18 protein-coding genes and 2 pseudogenes are annotated in these 15,750 nt (G+C 68.9%); 9 read left to right on the plus strand and 11 right to left on the minus strand.

Going from position 1 to position 15,750, the window contains the following annotated elements:
- Positions 1-163: 163 nt before the first annotated feature.
- A complete protein-coding gene (locus tag ACH4U7_RS23375) occupies positions 164-1,285 on the plus strand; it encodes a YbhN family protein (protein ID WP_398529774.1) in 1,122 nt (373 codons plus the stop codon).
- Positions 1,286-1,527: 242 nt separating this feature from the next.
- On the opposite strand, the gene ACH4U7_RS23380 is transcribed toward ACH4U7_RS23375, so the two are convergent.
- The 3 genes from ACH4U7_RS23380 to ACH4U7_RS23390 form a co-directional block, all read right to left on the minus strand.
- Positions 1,528-1,695, minus strand: a complete 168-nt coding sequence (locus ACH4U7_RS23380) for a hypothetical protein (RefSeq protein WP_398529775.1) — start codon at positions 1,693-1,695, stop codon at positions 1,528-1,530.
- A gap of 478 nt (positions 1,696-2,173) precedes the next feature.
- Complete coding sequence (locus ACH4U7_RS23385) at positions 2,174-3,136, minus strand: SRPBCC family protein (protein WP_398529776.1); 963 nt, start codon at positions 3,134-3,136, stop codon at positions 2,174-2,176.
- A 6-nt stretch (positions 3,137-3,142) separates the two neighbouring features.
- Complete coding sequence (locus ACH4U7_RS23390; protein ID WP_398529777.1) at positions 3,143-3,625, minus strand: hypothetical protein; 483 nt, start codon at positions 3,623-3,625, stop codon at positions 3,143-3,145.
- Between the two features lie 1,128 nt (positions 3,626-4,753).
- On the opposite strand from ACH4U7_RS23390, the gene ACH4U7_RS23395 reads away from it, so the two are divergent.
- From ACH4U7_RS23395 to ACH4U7_RS23405, 3 genes and pseudogenes are all read left to right on the plus strand, one after another.
- Positions 4,754-5,074: a hypothetical protein gene (locus ACH4U7_RS23395; RefSeq protein WP_398529778.1), complete on the plus strand. Its 321-nt coding sequence runs from the start codon at positions 4,754-4,756 to the stop codon at positions 5,072-5,074.
- Positions 5,075-5,572: 498 nt separating this feature from the next.
- Positions 5,573-6,058, plus strand: a complete 486-nt coding sequence (locus ACH4U7_RS23400; protein ID WP_398529779.1) for an SRPBCC family protein — start codon at positions 5,573-5,575, stop codon at positions 6,056-6,058.
- Positions 6,059-6,159: 101 nt separating this feature from the next.
- Positions 6,160-6,524: pseudogene (locus ACH4U7_RS23405) on the plus strand (transposase); the annotation flags it as partial.
- A gap of 127 nt (positions 6,525-6,651) precedes the next feature.
- Here ACH4U7_RS23405 and ACH4U7_RS23410 read toward each other — a convergent pair.
- The 6 genes from ACH4U7_RS23410 to ACH4U7_RS23435 are packed head-to-tail and all read right to left on the minus strand — an operon-like array spanning position 6,652 to position 9,507.
- Positions 6,652-7,218: a hypothetical protein gene (locus ACH4U7_RS23410; RefSeq protein ID WP_398529780.1), complete on the minus strand. Its 567-nt coding sequence runs from the start codon at positions 7,216-7,218 to the stop codon at positions 6,652-6,654.
- 5 nt (positions 7,219-7,223) lie between these two features.
- Positions 7,224-8,216, minus strand: coding sequence for a DUF6286 domain-containing protein (locus ACH4U7_RS23415; RefSeq protein WP_398529781.1), 993 nt, complete (start codon positions 8,214-8,216; stop codon positions 7,224-7,226).
- Complete coding sequence (locus tag ACH4U7_RS23420) at positions 8,213-8,404, minus strand: hypothetical protein (protein WP_398529782.1); 192 nt, start codon at positions 8,402-8,404, stop codon at positions 8,213-8,215. The genes ACH4U7_RS23415 and ACH4U7_RS23420 overlap by 4 nt, the downstream gene beginning before the upstream one ends.
- Before the next feature lie 43 nt (positions 8,405-8,447).
- Positions 8,448-8,690: a hypothetical protein gene (locus tag ACH4U7_RS23425; protein WP_398529783.1), complete on the minus strand. Its 243-nt coding sequence runs from the start codon at positions 8,688-8,690 to the stop codon at positions 8,448-8,450.
- Positions 8,687-9,040 carry a hypothetical protein gene (locus ACH4U7_RS23430; RefSeq protein ID WP_398529784.1) on the minus strand — a complete coding sequence of 118 codons (354 nt, stop codon included), beginning with the start codon at positions 9,038-9,040 and terminating at the stop codon, positions 8,687-8,689. The genes ACH4U7_RS23425 and ACH4U7_RS23430 overlap by 4 nt, the downstream gene beginning before the upstream one ends.
- The gene (locus tag ACH4U7_RS23435; RefSeq protein WP_398529826.1) at positions 9,037-9,507 is read right to left on the minus strand and encodes an Asp23/Gls24 family envelope stress response protein; all 471 of its coding nucleotides are present in this window, start codon (positions 9,505-9,507) and stop codon (positions 9,037-9,039) included. Before ACH4U7_RS23435 ends, ACH4U7_RS23430 begins: the two co-directional genes overlap by 4 nt.
- Positions 9,508-9,659: 152 nt before the next feature.
- Here ACH4U7_RS23435 and ACH4U7_RS23440 point away from each other — a divergent pair, with 152 nt between their 5' ends.
- Together ACH4U7_RS23440 and ACH4U7_RS23445 are read left to right on the plus strand one after the other, a co-directional pair.
- A complete protein-coding gene (locus tag ACH4U7_RS23440; protein WP_398529785.1) occupies positions 9,660-10,202 on the plus strand; it encodes an RNA polymerase sigma factor in 543 nt (180 codons plus the stop codon).
- On the plus strand, positions 10,193-10,651 hold the full coding sequence (locus ACH4U7_RS23445; RefSeq protein ID WP_398529786.1) for a hypothetical protein: 459 nt from the start codon (positions 10,193-10,195) through the stop codon (positions 10,649-10,651). The genes ACH4U7_RS23440 and ACH4U7_RS23445 overlap by 10 nt, the downstream gene beginning before the upstream one ends.
- An 86-nt stretch (positions 10,652-10,737) precedes the next feature.
- On the opposite strand, the gene ACH4U7_RS23450 is transcribed toward ACH4U7_RS23445, so the two are convergent.
- Positions 10,738-11,184, minus strand: coding sequence for a hypothetical protein (locus ACH4U7_RS23450; protein ID WP_398529787.1), 447 nt, complete (start codon positions 11,182-11,184; stop codon positions 10,738-10,740).
- Between the two features lie 170 nt (positions 11,185-11,354).
- On the opposite strand from ACH4U7_RS23450, the pseudogene ACH4U7_RS23455 reads away from it, so the two are divergent.
- Positions 11,355-12,462, plus strand: a pseudogene (locus tag ACH4U7_RS23455) (integrase core domain-containing protein).
- 254 nt (positions 12,463-12,716) lie between these two features.
- On the opposite strand, the gene ACH4U7_RS23460 reads toward ACH4U7_RS23455, so the two are convergent.
- Positions 12,717-12,989 carry a hypothetical protein gene (locus ACH4U7_RS23460; RefSeq protein WP_398529788.1) on the minus strand — a complete coding sequence of 91 codons (273 nt, stop codon included), beginning with the start codon at positions 12,987-12,989 and terminating at the stop codon, positions 12,717-12,719.
- A gap of 556 nt (positions 12,990-13,545) precedes the next feature.
- Here ACH4U7_RS23460 and ACH4U7_RS23465 point away from each other — a divergent pair.
- The gene (locus ACH4U7_RS23465) at positions 13,546-14,325 is read left to right on the plus strand and encodes a FadR/GntR family transcriptional regulator (protein ID WP_398529789.1); all 780 of its coding nucleotides are present in this window, start codon (positions 13,546-13,548) and stop codon (positions 14,323-14,325) included.
- A 54-nt stretch (positions 14,326-14,379) separates the two neighbouring features.
- Positions 14,380-15,684, plus strand: coding sequence for an arabinofuranosidase catalytic domain-containing protein (locus ACH4U7_RS23470; protein WP_398529790.1), 1,305 nt, complete (start codon positions 14,380-14,382; stop codon positions 15,682-15,684).
- Positions 15,685-15,750 lie beyond the last annotated feature (66 nt).

Consider the following 15,750-nt stretch of genomic DNA (forward strand, 5'->3'; position numbering starts at 1 on the left):
AGGAGTGCCGTGGACAGCGTCCTTCCCCGGGCTCCGGAAGGGGCCGACACCGTCGAGGGGCAGCCCCGGCAAGCGGCCCGGGCGGCCTGCACCGCCTGTGGGCTGCCGGCTCCTCGACGCCGTGCGGTCCTGACGCGGTGCTGTCCCTCGGCGGTGACGACCGGTGTCTGAGCGGCCAGAATCCGCGGCAGCCCACCGGGAGGGCTGGGAGGCGGGCCGTCTCATGCGGCCGGGGCCGGTGTGGTGGCTCGGCGCTGGCCTGCTGGTGGGGGCCGCGGTCGTGGTGGCTGTCTGGCGGCGGCACGAGCTTGCGCAGGCATTCGGCCTCATCTCTCGGGTGCGGGTGCCGCAGCTGGCGGTTGCCGTGGGGTGCGAGGCGCTGTCGGTGGTGTGCTTCGCCGCTGTGCCCCGTCGGCTGCTGCTGGCGGGCGGGGTGCGGTGGAGTCTGCGGCGGATGACCGCGATCACGGTGGCGGCCAACGCGGTGGCCGGCGCGCTGCCGGGCGGGGCAGCCTTCGCCACCGCATGGGTGTACCGGCAGCTGAACCGTCGGGGCGTGGAACCAGTCCTGGCCGCCGCCGTGCTGATGGTCGCCGGGGCGCTCTCAGCGCTCGGCTTGGCGATTCTGACCGTACTGGGGATGTTCACGGTCGGTGCGGCCGGTGCCGCTGCCGTGGTGCGTCCGCTTGCCGGGGCGCTGGTGCTGGCGCTGGTGACCGGCCTGGTGGTGTTCAGTCTCTCCCGCTTCGCGGGCTTCCGCGCAGCGGTGCGGCGGGCCTGGTTCACCGCAGGCGGGCGGTCCGGGCGGGTACGGCAGGCCCAGCTGCTGCTGGCGCGCGTGGTGGAGCAGGCCAGGAGCCTGCAGCCCGGCTTCCGGCCGTGGCTGGGACCGGCCGCGTACGCCCTGATGAACTGGGTCTTCGACGCTGCCTGCCTGGTAGCCTGCCTGTGGGCGCTGGGCATCGGCGTGCCCTGGCGCGGGATCTTGCTCGCGTACGCGCTCACGCAGATCCCCGGCAGCCTGCGTCTGACGCCCGGCAGCATCGGGGTGGTCGAGGCGAGCCTGTCCGCATTGCTGGTGCTGTACGGCCTGCCTCCCGGACCGGCGATCGCTGGGACGCTGCTGTACCGGGCCATCAGCTATTGGGCACTGCAGCCGGTCGGCTGGGCGAACTGGATCGGCGTGACCTTCCAGACCGGTGGGCCCTCCTGGCGTCCTGGGTTGCGGACAGACCGCGACACCCACCGGCCGGGCCGGCCGCCTCCGCGTGAGCCAGGGACCTGACCGGCTGTCACCGTGCCGCGAGGTCGCCGGCGAGTGACACTCGCCGGGTCGGGCACGCCCTTCCGTTATGGGCGTGTCCGACCCGGCGGTGAAGATCCCTGGACCCGGTGAACCCCGGACCGGTAGCGGCGGCCTGTCGCCACCGGTCCGGGGTTCACCACGAAAGCCCGTCCGGCTCTGACTCGGCCCTGGAAAGGACCGGTACCTGAGCGTCTGGGACACCATGGGAGACGGTACGTCTCTCAGGACCGGCACAGGCGAAGCGGCAGGGACCGCAGATGCCTGACGCTGAGGTCACGCTGGTAGGCGAGCCGCTCCGGTGGGACCGCCGGCTCGAAGCGTCGCACCGTGCCAAGCAGCACCTCCAGAGCGATGCGCATTTCGAGGCGGCGAGGGCGTGCCCCGGACACGTGTGCGCTCCCCGGCCGAACGCGAGGTGCGCATGGGGCGAGACACGATCGAGGTCCAGCCCGTCGGGTCGTTCGACCAGCTTCGCGTCACGGTTGCCGGCTCCGAAACTCTGCCCTTGCCAGAAACCTCATCCGCCCTGGTAGGGGCCGGTGCATCGGGTTTCCCGAAATCTGGCCGCGGTCGTCTGAGCCGGCGCTCTCGCGCAGCTGCCGTCAGCACGTCGTGATGATCGATCGTGCTGCTTTGGGCAACGGGCCGTGCTGGCAGCCAAGTTCGAGGCGATTCTGCCGCACCTCGACGTGCGGGTGCCGAAAAGTCCATCCGCGCAGGTGGAAGAACTGCCAGCATCATGGTCCTCAACGGATTGCCCCGGGCGGAAGATGCACGTCGCACACTTCTCGGAGAGCAGCCGCACCTCATCGGTGGCGACGGGCCCCGATGCCGTACCTGCGGTCCTTGTCGAGGAGGAGGCTGCCGTCAACGGCGCGAGCGCCGCCGCGGTTTCTCCTCCTCTTCGGCCTCATCCTCCACGTCCTCAGGCTCCTCTTCCTCCTCGGCTTCCTCGGCTTCTTCTTCCTCGTCCTCGCCCCCTTCCTCCTCCTCTTCTTCCTCTTCTTCCTCTTCTTCTTCCTCTTCTTCCTTGCCTTCGGGCTCTTCTTCCTCCTCCACGACCTCACCCTCGTGCACCGTGCCCCGCCAGCCCTCGATCTCGTCGGGTTCAAGCAGCACCTCGGTCATGAGATGGCGACGGAAGTGTTTGAGTTCAAGACGCGCGCGGCGGCCCTGGGCCCGCCAGATGTTTCCGGTGCGCTCGAACAAGCCCTGGGGGTAGTACTGGAGGACCACCAGGATCCGGGTGAGATCTGGAGCTATCTCATGGAAAGTCACCGCCCCGTTCACATGGCCCTTCTCAGCCCGCGACTGCCAGATGATCCGCTTGTCCGGCACCTGCTCGAGGATCTCGGAGCGCCACTTGCGATGGGACCAGAAAACCTGGGCCTTCCACTCCATTTCCGTGTCGGACTCCTGTTGGACGTCCTCGACCTTCTTCATGTAGCTGGGAAAGTCCTCGAACTGGGTCCACAGGTCGTAGGTGAGAGACACGGGGGCACCGACGTCGATCTGTTCGACGATGTTGGTGACCTTCAGCTTCTTGTCCTTGCCACCACCACCGCCGCCGAGGCCCGGTATAGCCTCCTTGGCTTTGTCCATGACCTTGTCCTTGGCCTTGCCCAACCCGGCCTTCACCATGGGTTTCACTACGGCACCGAGTCCGCCTCCGGAGCTGCCGTCCCCGCCGATACGGCTCACCGATGACAGGGCTTTCTCACCCAGTGCGGTGAGGAGATTCTGCGCTTCCTGCTTCAGACGGTCGGTGGGCAGCTGCTTGGCGAGGGTGCCGACCCCGCCCGTGTGCTGGTTGTCCGGTTTCTCAGCCATACCCCATCACCCTCGGCTCCGTCCGGACCCTCCGGCCTCGGTCTTCTTTTCGTGCTCGGCCGGATGGTCAGCTGACTTCTTCGATATGCCGGCTCGGGACCGCCCCTCATCCTCGGGTCCCTTCTGCGATTCGGCTTCATCCCCCCGTGCGCGGTCCCCCTGTGACGACGGCTCATCCGGCTCCTGGCCATTCGGGCCGGGGCGCAACGCCAAGGCCCACTCCCCCAGGGCGTCACTCATGGAATCCATTCGATTACTCATTGTCGATATGGCCGCCGAGCGCCCCGCAGTCATCAACTCACTGCGAAGCTGCTGGCCGAGCCGGCCGAGCCCGGGGGGCTTCGCCTGCCCCCCATCGGCCACATCGCCGCCGGACAGGAGGCGTCTCCCGGCCATCAGTCCTGCGAGGGTGATAGCCCAGCGCATCTTGTGCGTGCGTCCGACGAGGTAACCGCCGGTGAAAACCAGGGCAGCCTGGATGTTCTCCATGCTCGCTCCTCCTCTCGCCACAAAGGCGAGGCTGTTAATCAGGCCATATAGGCAAGTATGGTGCATATCGCTCGAATGCGTAACGTGGCCATGCCTCGGGAGCCATGGATGCACCACGCCGCTGCCGGATCCGAGGCCGTCACGCTCAGGCCGCAAGCGTCAAGGACGGCACCACGTCGCTATGTGCGTGATGCGCCGCCCGACTCTCGAAGGGTCAGCAGTGCGCCTGTCAGCGGAGTTCAGGATCGGAGGACGGATACAGCTCTGGGATCACAGCAATTCCGAGTGGCCGCACCGTGCCGACGATCGCGGCCTCCTCATGACTGGGTCACACGCTCACAATCGTGCTGGGCGACCGGGAAGATGTCGGCCGCATGAGATCGGTCTCGAACTCATCGCCCTGGCTGGGCCGGCTACCGGCAGCTGACGTTCGCGTGGCGCACCGCGTCTGTGGAAGCGGTGACGTCTATCAGCAAGCCCTCGGCGCGGGAGCCAAGATCCGTGCCACAGCGAAACGGTGAACTTCCCACCATGCCTCCAAAGGACCCACTCCGCGACCAGACTGACAATGAGTCGGACAATGGCGGTCGAGGGCCCTTGAAAATATGACGTGCAAACACGCGGCCAAAGCCCCGTTCGCTGACCGGCGCTGTCGGCTCCGGTGGCGGGGTGTAACCGTCAGCAGGGAGAACAGCGACCGCTGCACGACAGATCATGACACCGTGCGTCGAGTGCGCAAGCGCGCCCAACGCAGGGCACGGCCCAAGGCGAGGTCGTGGTGGCCAGGCTGGTGATGAAGCCGAGGGGATCGCTGCGCCCAGCCGCCACATGAGCCGGCTCCTCCCCCCGTCCTCGACGAAGACGACCCGCGGGCACGTCAGCCCTGGCCGGCGCCGCTCGCGCGCCAGCGGGCTCCCACAGCGGGGACCTGCTGGAAGCGTTGCCGACTGAGAACACGGCATCCCCGTGACGTCCCGGCCTTGCCCCCAGACCGGCACACGCCCCGGGAACTCGTTCGTTTCGTTCTCGAGGGCGCCCCTGATCGTTTCGCTCGCCCCGCGTCACTCGCCACGGAGGGGGAACCCGGAGGTGAGCCCCGAGGGGGGAACACCCTAAGGAACTACTGTCATGATCAAGAAGCTGCACGACATGGGCCTGCGCAGCGAGCACGCCTACATCGCCGCCGTCGCCTCCATCGGACTCTCCGTGCTCACCTGGGCCGCCTCCCTGCGCGCCGAACCCGGCGCGGGACTCGACCGTGCCGACCGCTGGGGCATCTTCGTCGGCGAGTGGGCGCCCACATTCTTCGGCCTCGGCCTCGCCCTGTCGCACTACGAGCAGGAAGAAGGCTCGTTGATGGGGAAGGCACACACGGATGGAGAGCGAAAGCGGCAGATGACAGGCGCTGCTCAGCAGGACCCCTCGGCCACACCAAAACCGAGGCGGTAGGGGGCCGGTCGCCGCGGCGCCATGTGGGCCGACTCGAACGGGCGACCTCGGACTCACCGGACGCGCTGCCTTGACCGGCTGGCGGACGGGCACGCTGCGGCGCTACGGCTGGGTACGGCGCTAGCGTTGTGGGAGTGCCCCGCCGCGGGAAAACGCCAAGTGTTTTGCCGCGACTTGAGCTTGCGTCGATACGCCAACCCAGGCAGCCAGGCAGGGGCTCACCGTATCTTTCGCCGAATGGCGGGCGAGGGCAGCCGTCGAGTCTCTGCCCCATCTGACGCGCTTGGCGCCGCTGCGGGTGATGCTGCCGGCGGCTGCGGCACGAGCAGGGTGCGGGAGTGCCGGGCCCGCGCGTGCCAAGGATGTGGCTACAACGCGGAAGCCCGCTGATCGCCGACAGCCAGCCGCTTCCGTATCCGGAGGTCAACCACCGGCGCCCGCCGTACCCTGGGATGGACGTGCACTGCCCCCTTTCCGGACCCGGCAGGGAGTTGACACATGGCTGTACGGCACCAGCTGATCCGCCGCAGTCCCGAAGCGGTGTGGGCGGTGCTGGCGGACGGTACCCGCTACGGTGACTGGGTCGTCGGTACCTCGCGGACCCATCCCACCGACGCAACATGGCCCCGGACCGGATCACGCATCGTCTATACAGTGGAACTCGGCCCGTGGAAGGGCAACGGAGAGACCATCGCCCGGCGCAGCGAACCACCGCACGTCCTGGAGCTGGAGGCCATCAGCGGATGGCTCGGCACTGCCAGGATCGCCCTCGAACTGCGCCCCTGGGGCGAGAACACCATGGTGATCTGCGACGAGCATCTGCTGCGCGGGATCGCCGGGAAGCTACACAACGCGGTGGTGGACGCTCTGATGCAACTACGCCACCGCAGCATGCTCAGTCGGCTCGCCGAAGTGGTCGAACGTCACGAGCCTCCCGGACAGTGTGAACGCGGCCACGACACATGCCACCCTACGGAGCGGTAGCCGGTCGGCCGGGAGCAGCCGAATCGCTGGTAGACGCCAGTGGGCGGCAAGGCTCTGGCGCAAACCGTCCGTGGAAGGCCTGGCTCACCTGGGCGTCAACGGTGGCTGGCCCGCACAGGTGCGCGCACGGCCGTCAGCCGAGCCGCTCATGCGGAACTGCTCGCACCCTCCGTGGAGGCGCGCCACCCAACAGCGAACCCAAGCTCCGCGAGCTCTTGGACAAGCTCCAGTCCAACCACGGCACCGTGCTCGTGGTGGTCGACCAGCCCGCCTCCATCGGCGCCCTGCCCCTCACGGTCGCCCGTGACACACGCTGCCAGGTGGCCTATCCGCCAGGGCTGACGGTGCGGCGGATCGCCGACCTCTACCCCGGCGAGGCCAAGACCAGGCCAAGACCGACGCCCACGACGCCCGCGTGATCGCGGTCGCAGCCCGCGCCCCGGACATGGACACCCGCGCGGTAGAGCCGGCGTGATCCTGGCTGGTGGCCAGCCGATCCTCCGCGGACGAGCGCACCCAGACGGACGAACTCTGAAGCCGATACGTGGCCGCGCGTAAGGCAACCGGCCCGCATCGCGGGCCAGGGCTGGTACTCAGTGGTCGGCTGGAGCGATGTGGATGCGGGTGGTGGCAGTGAGGCGGTCGCTTTCGAGGGCGTGGCGGAGTTGAGCCAGTGCCTGGTGGATGTGCCGGTTCGCGGCGCCTGGGTCGGTGTCGGCGGTGAGGGTGACGGTCAGTGTCAGTCGTGGAACGGTGGCGGCGCCGGTGAGGGTGGCCTTGGCCCGTCGCACGTAGGGGCTGGCGGTCAGGTCCTCCTCGAGTGCCTCGGTGGCGGCCCGGGCGGACAGATGCGTGGCGCCGTGGCGAGGGTCGGGCTCGGCATTGACGTGGTGAATGGCGTCGGTGTGGGCCTGGGCGGCGAGCCACCGCAGTGCGAGGAGCGCGAGCAGGACGGAGCACGCGGCGACGGCGGCCCAGAACCACCAGTGGTCCGCGGCGTAGCGGCGAGCCTGCTCGTCGATCAGTGGAGCGTGGGGTGCCCCGAGCAGACCGGGGCGAAGGTCGAGGCCGCGGGCGAGTGCGGCGGCGCCGCCCGCGGTGAGCACGAGGCCGACCGCGAGGAGCGCGATGCGGTTGGCGCGGGCGGTGGGGCGGCGCATCGGGCTCACTCCTCTCGTCCTCGTACGGTGGTGCGGACGTGAAGTGGTCTCATGGGAGACAGTTCGTCGAGGCGGTCGGTGACGGCCTGCCGAACCCGCTGGGGGAGGTCGCCGACGTCGTGCAGCGGGCTGTCGGCGTTCACGTGTACCCGCCTCCGGCGCAGTCGTACATGTGCGCGGTCAATGCCGTCCATGCCGCCGACTGCGGCGGTCAGACTGCGGCGCAGCCCGGCGCGGGTGATGCCGACCGTTGTGTGGGGATCTTCGGACCGCAAGGCGATCATCCGGGGACGGCCGGGCCCCAGCGCCAGCGCGACCAGCAGTACCCCGACGGCGAGGATCGCGGCGGCTGCGGCGAGCACGGCGGGATCGTCCCACCGCAGATCGCGGCCTGCCCGGGTCAGCCATGTCACCGGCAGCACCTGTGCGTCGCGGTTGATCATGCTCGCGACGACCTGGATGGTGGCCAGGAGCGCGACGGCGGCCAGCAGGGCTGCGATCAGGACGGCCGGGAGGGCCCGCCTGGGCCGGAAGGCACTTATCGCTGCCCGTCGGCGCTGTCGGTCGACCGCCTGCGGGGGCGCGGGCGGCGCTTCGTGGTCCACGGTGGTGCGGGGAGCGGCCGTGTGGGTGAGGCGGGCGACGTCGATGTCGACTTCGCGCACGTCCAGGCCGGTCAGCTCGCCGATGCGGGCAGCGACGCGCTCCCGCACGCAGCGGCTCACCTGGCGGATCGGCGCCGGGTATGCCACCGACACCGTCATCGCCACGGTGGCCAGGTGCCCGTCCACGTGGGCCGTGGCCTGGGGGTCGGGCCGGGCCTTGGCACGCCCGAGCGGCACCCCGAGCAGCCGCCGCGGCACCCCGCCGGCCTGGTCCACTTCGGTGACGGCGCGCACGGCGATCCGTTCCAGCACCCGATCGGCGATCTCAGTGTGCCCGCGGGTCTCCGGCGGCCCGAGCGCCGCCGGTGGCGTCGGCACCAGATCTGTGGTCACGACCGCCTCCGGCCGCCCAGCAGGCCGCTCAGATCGTGCTCACCGGCCACGGCCCGGCCCGCGAGGAGTCCGACGGCGCCGAGAACGAGCACGATCAAGAAAGCGATGAAGCCACCGAAGGCTCCGGCGAAGCCCAGCGCGGTCCCGAATCCCAGGCCGATCGCTGTAGCCCACTGCGTTCCGTCCATGTCACTCACTCATTTCCCTCGTCTGAACTTGTGCCGCATCGCATCAGCGCACGCGCCGCACTCGACGGCGCCGGTGGCGCCGCCACCACCGGGCGGCCAGCCAGAGTCCGCCCCGGCTGCGGAACACGCTCACCCGCACCCCCTCGGAACAGCGCGCACCCGCGACGGCGGTGCGCCAGCGGCTCAACCCTGCGATGAACTCCTCTGGATCGCCGTCGACATCCGGGTGGTGCAGGCGCACCCAGGCCCGGAACGCCTGCCGCTGCGGTGTGGGGTGTGCGCTCACCTGAGCGTCTCCCGAGCGGCGCTGCCGGGGAGTTCGATGTCGTCGATGCACACCTCCACCTGTGTGCCGGGCGTCAGCCCGTGGACCGCGGCCCGCACTTGTGCGGCGACCTCGGTCACCGGCGTACCGAAGACCGCGACCACCTCGACCTTTACCTCGGTGTCGCGGACGGCGACCCCGACCACGGTGCTGCCCGGCAGATAGGTGGCGATCGGCCCGTCGGCCAGGGCCGCCACCGCCGGGCAGTCGGCCACCGCGGTGGCGATCCGGCCGGCCAGTCGGCCGACCTCGCCCGTATCCCGGCCGGGGGCTGGACGTATCGGATGTGTGCGATGTGCCGGATGTTTCATTGGACGCGGGACTCCGCCGACTCGGCCGGTTCCTCACCGGGCATGTGGATGTCGCCGACAGTGATGTTGGCCTCGGTGACCTCCAATCCGCACATCTTCTCCACCGCGGTGACCACGTTGCGGCGAACCCCCGCGGCCAGGTCCGGGATGGACACCCCATAATCGACGATCACATCGAGGTCGACCGCGGCCTGGCGTTCACCCACCTCGACCGCGACCCCCTGGGTGATGCCGGGGCCGACCACTCCGGGCAGACGCTCGCGCATCGCGCCCAGCGCACGGGACACGCCGGCGCCCATCGCGTACACGCCCGGCACCTCACGGGTCGCCATCCCCGCGATCTTGGCCACGACCACATCCGCGACCGACGTCTTCCCCTGCTCGCTCACCAGCTCCGCGGACCCCCGCGCCGTCACGGAACGGGCCCCTTCGGACTGCTCACTCAACTTGACCGTCGTCTCTTTCATCTGTGTGTTCACGGCACCGTTCTCCGTTCCGTGCGAGCTCATTACCCGCATCACTCAGAAAGACACAGCAGACCCGGGGATCCTCACGCCCGTCATGGGATGTACCTCACGCGCATGTGGTTCGTAGCCTCCCGCCAGGGCACTCGCACAAGGTGACCTCCGAGGCGGAGGACGGCATTCTTGTCGCCCGCGCCCGTGACGGTGACACCGCAGCCTTCGAGGACTTGGTGCGCCGCTACGCCACTCGGGTGTACCGGATTGCGCTGCGCATCGTGGGAGACGCCGACACCGCGGAGGACGCCGCTCAGGATTCCTTCATCACCGCCTGGCGCTGCCTGCACGAACTCCATGCGGAGCAGGCGTTCGCCGCCTGGCTGTACCGCATCGCCGCGACCCGCGCCGTCAACGTCGCCCGCGCCCGACGCCCCGAGATCAGCCTCGAAGAGGAGGCCCTGCCGCCGTCCCGAACAGCCGGCCCCGCACAGCAGGCCGTGGCCGCCGAGCTACGTGCCGCGCTGAATCATGCCCTCAGACGGCTCACCCCGGAGCAGCGCGCATGCTGGGTGCTGAGAGAACTGGAAGGCATGTCCACCAACGAAATCGCCCACACCGTCCACACCAGCCCGGATGCCGTCCGTGGTCGCGTCCACCGCGCTCGTGCCCGGCTTGCTCAGGAGCTCACGCCATGGCGATGAACCATCCAACTGCTGACCGGTTGCCGAGCGGCACCGCCGTCGACACACTCCGTGAGGCGACCGCCGCGCTGACCGCCGAACCGGTCGAGCGCCCCCCGGGCTTCGTCGCATGTGTCATGGTCCGGATCCGCCAAGAACCGCGCCGCTTCCGCAAGCTGCCGCTCCCCGCAGAACCTCCGCACCGTCTGTCCATCACCGAACACGCCGCCGCTACTCTCCTGTCCACCGCCACCAGCAGCGTCCCCGGCACCACCGGCCGAGGCTGCCGCTTCCCCACCCCTGGAGACCCCACCCACGTGGCCGTCAGCATCAGCCTCCGCTACGGCCAGCACGCCTCCACCACCGCCCACCGGATACGCGCCGCCCTGCGCGCAGCCGCGGCCACCCAGCTCGGTCTTCGCCTCCTCCGCATCGACATCACCATCGATGACGTCCACCCACGTCTCTGACCGCCATAAGCATGATCACCAACCCCCGCAGACGATCAGGTTCTTGCAGTCAGGCAGATGGGCCAAGAATCCCTTGATACAGCAGGTCACCGCGCCGGGGCCCGGCCGGCCGGACCGTACACTGCTCGCCGCCCCGACCCAATTCCTCCCCCGAGCCCTGCGAGAACACCGGATCGTCTCACCGCGCACCGTGCCGGCCTGGCACCAGCGCCTGGTGAAGCAGAAGCGGACGCAGCCGCCGTCCATCGGCGGGCGCCCGATCCTGACTGTCCGAAGTGACGGTGCAGTACAACTGGTGGGTGCTGGACGAGTCGGAACTGGCCCGGGAGCTCGCCGAGCACCGGCTGGCCCTCCGCTTGGCCGGACATCCCGATCTCGGCCGGCGCCTGGCGTCGCTGACCGGGGACCCGCTCACCGTTCAGATAGGCGCGGATCGTCTTGCGATCCCGGCCCAGGTGCCGTGCGATCACCGAGATCGTCCATCCCTGCCGACGCAGAGCGTGAGCGTCCACGTCTTCCTCCCGCGTGAGCATTCAGGCCCCCGACCAGGCCGAACTCACAGCTCACGCAGGCTCTCCACGACACTGCGGGCGCCGATAAATCATCCACGCAGGTCGGGAGCCTGATCACGGATCTTCGGTTCTCCTCGACGTTCACCCCGGGTCTTCACCTGCGCAGGGCCCCGGCGGCATCATGATCTGTCGTGCTGCTGCGTCTGGCCTACCTCGCCGCGACCAACGCCCTGGCGTTCCTACGCCTCCTGCCGATGAGCGACAAGGACAAGGACATCGAGACCCCCGTACTCCGGCACCAACTGCTGGTCCTGCAACGCCCGGGTCGGTAAGCCGACCTTCACCGACACAGACCGTGCCATCCTCGCGGGCCTGCTCCCCCACCTCCCCAAAAACAGACTGCGAAACCTTCTGCTCCTGGTCCGCCCCGACACGGTCCTGCGCCGGCATCGCGACCTGCTCAGGCGGCGCCATGCCGCGACCTGCGTACCCAGACGACATGGACGCCCCCGCACCATCCGCTCGATCCGCGCCCTGATCCTGCGCCTGGCCAGGGAGAACGTCTCATGGGGGTATCGGCGGATCCACGGCGAACTCGCGGCACTGGGGATCAAGATCGCCGCCTCCACCGTCTGGGAGATCCTCCGCGAGCACGGCATCCCACCCGCCCCCGAACGGCAGAGCACCACCTGGGCCGACTTCCTCCGCAGCCAGGCCAAGACCCTTCTCGCCTGCGATCTCTTCGAAGTCCACACTCTGACAGGGGCGCGCCTGTACGTCTTCGCTGTCATCGAGCACACCACCAGGCGCATCCGGGTCCTCGGCGCCACCGCACACCCCACCGCGGAGTGGATCGTGCAGCTCGGACGCAACCTCCTCATGGACCTCGGAGGACGCGGACGGCAAGGCGAAGTTCCTCATCCACGACCGCGACGCAAAGTTCACAGCCGCCTTCGACGCACTCATGACCGATGCCGGTCTCAAGGTCGTCACCACCGGCATTCGGATACCACGGATGAATTCACTCATCGAGCGCTGGATACAGACCTGCCGCAGGGAACCCCTGGACCGGACCTTGATCTGGAACCAGAGCCACCTTCTCCACGCCCTGCGCGAGTACGAATCCTTCTACAACGAGCGCCGTCCGCACAGAGCCCTGGAACAAGTCGCCCCCTGCCGCCCGCTACCCACACCCATCACCCATCACCCATCACCCAACAAGCCCAACTCGCCCACCAGGAAGTCCGCAGGCGAGACCGACTCGGCGGAACCCTCCACGAGTACCAGCACGCAGCGTGAACTGCACGGATGATTTATCGGCACCCGCAGAGGTGACGGTGGGCGGGCTGGGGAACGCCCACGCCGTGTGGGCCGCCAGCCGGTGCAGCGACAGCGCCAGTCCCACGACGAACAGGACAAGTGCCGCCGCCCGGAAGACCAGGTGCGGTGCCGTGTGCTCGACGGTGGGGAAGAGCCGGAAGTCCCCTGCGGCCGTCGCCAAGTTCCGTGCGCCAGGGGTGCGCCAAGCCGGTCGGCTTCCGTGGTCGGCCCGCTCACCGGGTCACCTTGTACCCGTCGGCGCTTGCGTAGTTCACGATTGTGTCCTCCCGGGCCGGCAGCCTTGAGACGATGCTCTTGCCCGCGGTCAGCCCCGGAGTGACCGTCGCCAGGGTGTCCAGGAGCGAGGCCGTCCGCTTGCGGTACGGGCCGGTGGCGTCGGCCCTGACCGCTTTCGGACCGGCGATGCGGTTGGTCCCGCGCTTGCCCGCCCACAGCCGGGGCGCTCGGTGGCGACCTTCCGGCCCAGCGCCTCGTACTGCTCCCATGTCGTGGGCCCGCCTGCACGGCCCAGGACGTCTCGTTGTTCTCCGAGCTGAAGACCAGGTGCGGATGGATCTTGTGGTACGGCTCGGCGGCCGTCAGGTGCGAGGAATCGACCCAAACCGTTAAAGATCTCCTGGCGCCGACCGCGCGGACCTTCGCTGTCATGAGCGACTCCACTCAGTGTTCGTGTCGGCCGGCGGAAGAACGTGGCCTGGCAGGCGGACGCTGCTGCCCTGCCCGGGCCCGGCCCGTGCCCCAGTCCGGGGCAGGGGTGTACGGGCCTCCCGGAGTACTGCGGACAGAAACGCCGACTTGGTCACACATAAAAACCGCCCGTATAGGGCGCAGTCAACGGGATGAGTGAGCCTATTTTCGATATTCTTCGGCGCCGACGACTTAACGATGCAGCTTTACTGCCTCATTTACGCATAATTCGCGCCGGGCGTCTCCGTCAATGGGTCGGATACATTTTTCGAATATGGCCAGGTATATGCTCTTCAAGGATGGGGCGTGGCTGATCACCGGGCATATGACCCCTGCGCTGAAGGAGGTAGGCGGTTGGACGGAAAGCCTGTACCGGCGACCGGCCACACGACGCCCTCGCAGGGGCGCCATGCCGAGTCGACGGGCGCCTACCGCCCCGGGTACGAGCTCGTGGCCGAGCAGATCCTCCAGCTCATCGCCGAGTTGCAGTTGCATCCGGGCGACCGGATGCCGACGGAGAACGAGTTGGCCTCCCGCCTGGGCACGAGCCGCACGGTGGTGCGGGAGGCGGTGAAGATCCTCTCTGCGATCGGGCGGGTGCGCGTGCAGAAGGGGCGCGGCCTCTATGTGGCGGACGACGAGGGCCTGCTGGGCTCCTCGCGCTGGGGAAGCCCCTTCCTGCCGACCGACCTGGAGCACGTCTACCAGCTCTTCGAGTTCCGGCGAGTACAGGAAGCCGCAGCGAGCCGGTTGGCCGCCACCCGGGCGACCCCTGCCGAGTTGCGTGCCATCGAGGCCGCGGAAGAGATGTGCCGGGAGGGGTATGTGACGAGGCAGCGGGCGTTGTTCGACCGCGGTGACGACGACTTCCACATGGGCATCGCCACCGCCTCGCACAACCCGTTCCTCGTCGCGGCGGTACGCGAGGCGCGCCGGTTGCAGCGCCAGTCCAGCACGATCGGACTGCACGGCACGGTCGGCGGCCATGCCGCGGAAGCCGTGGAGGAACACGCCGCGATCTGCCGGGCCATCAGGGACGGCGATCCGGAGGCGGCGGCTCGGGCCGCCATGGCCCATCTTGACAACACCCTCGAGGACTACCGGCGTGAGATCCAGCGCCGGGTCTTCGGCTGACCTGCCCGGCCGGTCGCGGCCGGCGGGTCGGCATCCCTCTCGTCACTGAAAGGGTTGACAAACCTCAGGGCCGCTCTACGATCCTGGCTATCCGAGAGTACGACCAATGTTCGAGATCTCGAATATCACGCTGCTCGTGGGCTCCGCAGACACGCGCACAGACGGTCGTCTTGTCATGTGCATGGTCTGATGATGTCCGCGACGTGGCCGCTCACCGCGCCATCGTCGACACGTCCCTCCAGGAGGAGAACCATGCAGCCTTCGTCAGCATCCCCGTCTGCGCCACAGCGCCGCAGGCGGCATTCGCCCGTGGGTGTTGCCGCACGCTCGGCGCTGATGTCGATCGCAGTGCTGGCGACCGTGGCCACCTGGCCGGTGTCGGCGTCGGCAGCCGGCACCGGGCCGTGCGACATCTACGCCTCGGGTGGAACCCCGTGTGTGGCCGCGCACAGTACGGTCCGCGCGCTCTACGGATCCTACGGGGGCAACCTGTACCAGGTCAGGCGTTCGTCGGACAACGCCACCCGGGACATCGGCGTTCTCAGCGCCGGTGGCGTCGCCAACGCTGCGGCCCAGGACTCGTTCTGTTCCGGCGCCACCTGCGTGATAACCGTCGTCTACGACCAGTCCGGACGCGGCAACCACCTGTGGTACCAAGGGTCCAGCCAGGTCCCCGGCTCCACTCAGAGCAGCCCCGCGAAGGCGACTTCCGAGTCCCTGACGGCCGCCGGCAGCAAGGCCTATTCCCTGTACATCAACCCCGGCAACAGTTACTGGCGCGACGGCCACGCCACCGGCATCCCCACCGGCAGCAGCCCCGAGGGCATGTACATGGTGACGAGCGGCAAGCACGTCAACAACGGCTGCTGCTTCGACTACGGCAACAGTGAGACCACGCGGAAGGCGGATGCCGCCGGCGCCATGGACGCCATCAACTTCAGCACCTCGTGCTGGTTCGGCGGATGCTCCGGCAGCGGCCCGTGGGTCCAGGCGGACCTCGAATGGGGTCTGTACCCGGGTGGAAGCCAGTCCTGGAACCCCAAGCAGCGGGCCTTCACCAGCAAGTTCGTCACCGCCACCCTGAAGAACAACGGCACTTCCCGCTTCGCCATCAAGGGCAGCGATGCCCAGTCCGGCAGCCTGACCACTCTGTGGGACGGCACCCTGCCCAGCGGCTACAGCCCCATGAAGAAGCAGGGCGCCATCGTCCTGGGCAGCGGGGGCGACTGCTGCAAGCCCGGCGGCGGCGCCAACCTCAGCGCCGGCACCTTCTACGAGGGCGCCATGGTCGCGGGCTATCCGTCCGACCAGACGGAGAACGCCGTCCAGGCCAACGTGGTCGCCGCCGGCTACCGCTGACCAGCTCGTTCCGACTCGACGCCGACCGCCGCCCTCGTCCTGATCGCGGCGGGGACTCTCTCGGCT

The sequence above is a fragment of the Streptomyces sp. NPDC020845 genome, from assembly GCF_044334165.1.
Taxonomy (GTDB): Bacteria; Actinomycetota; Actinomycetes; order Streptomycetales; family Streptomycetaceae; genus Streptomyces.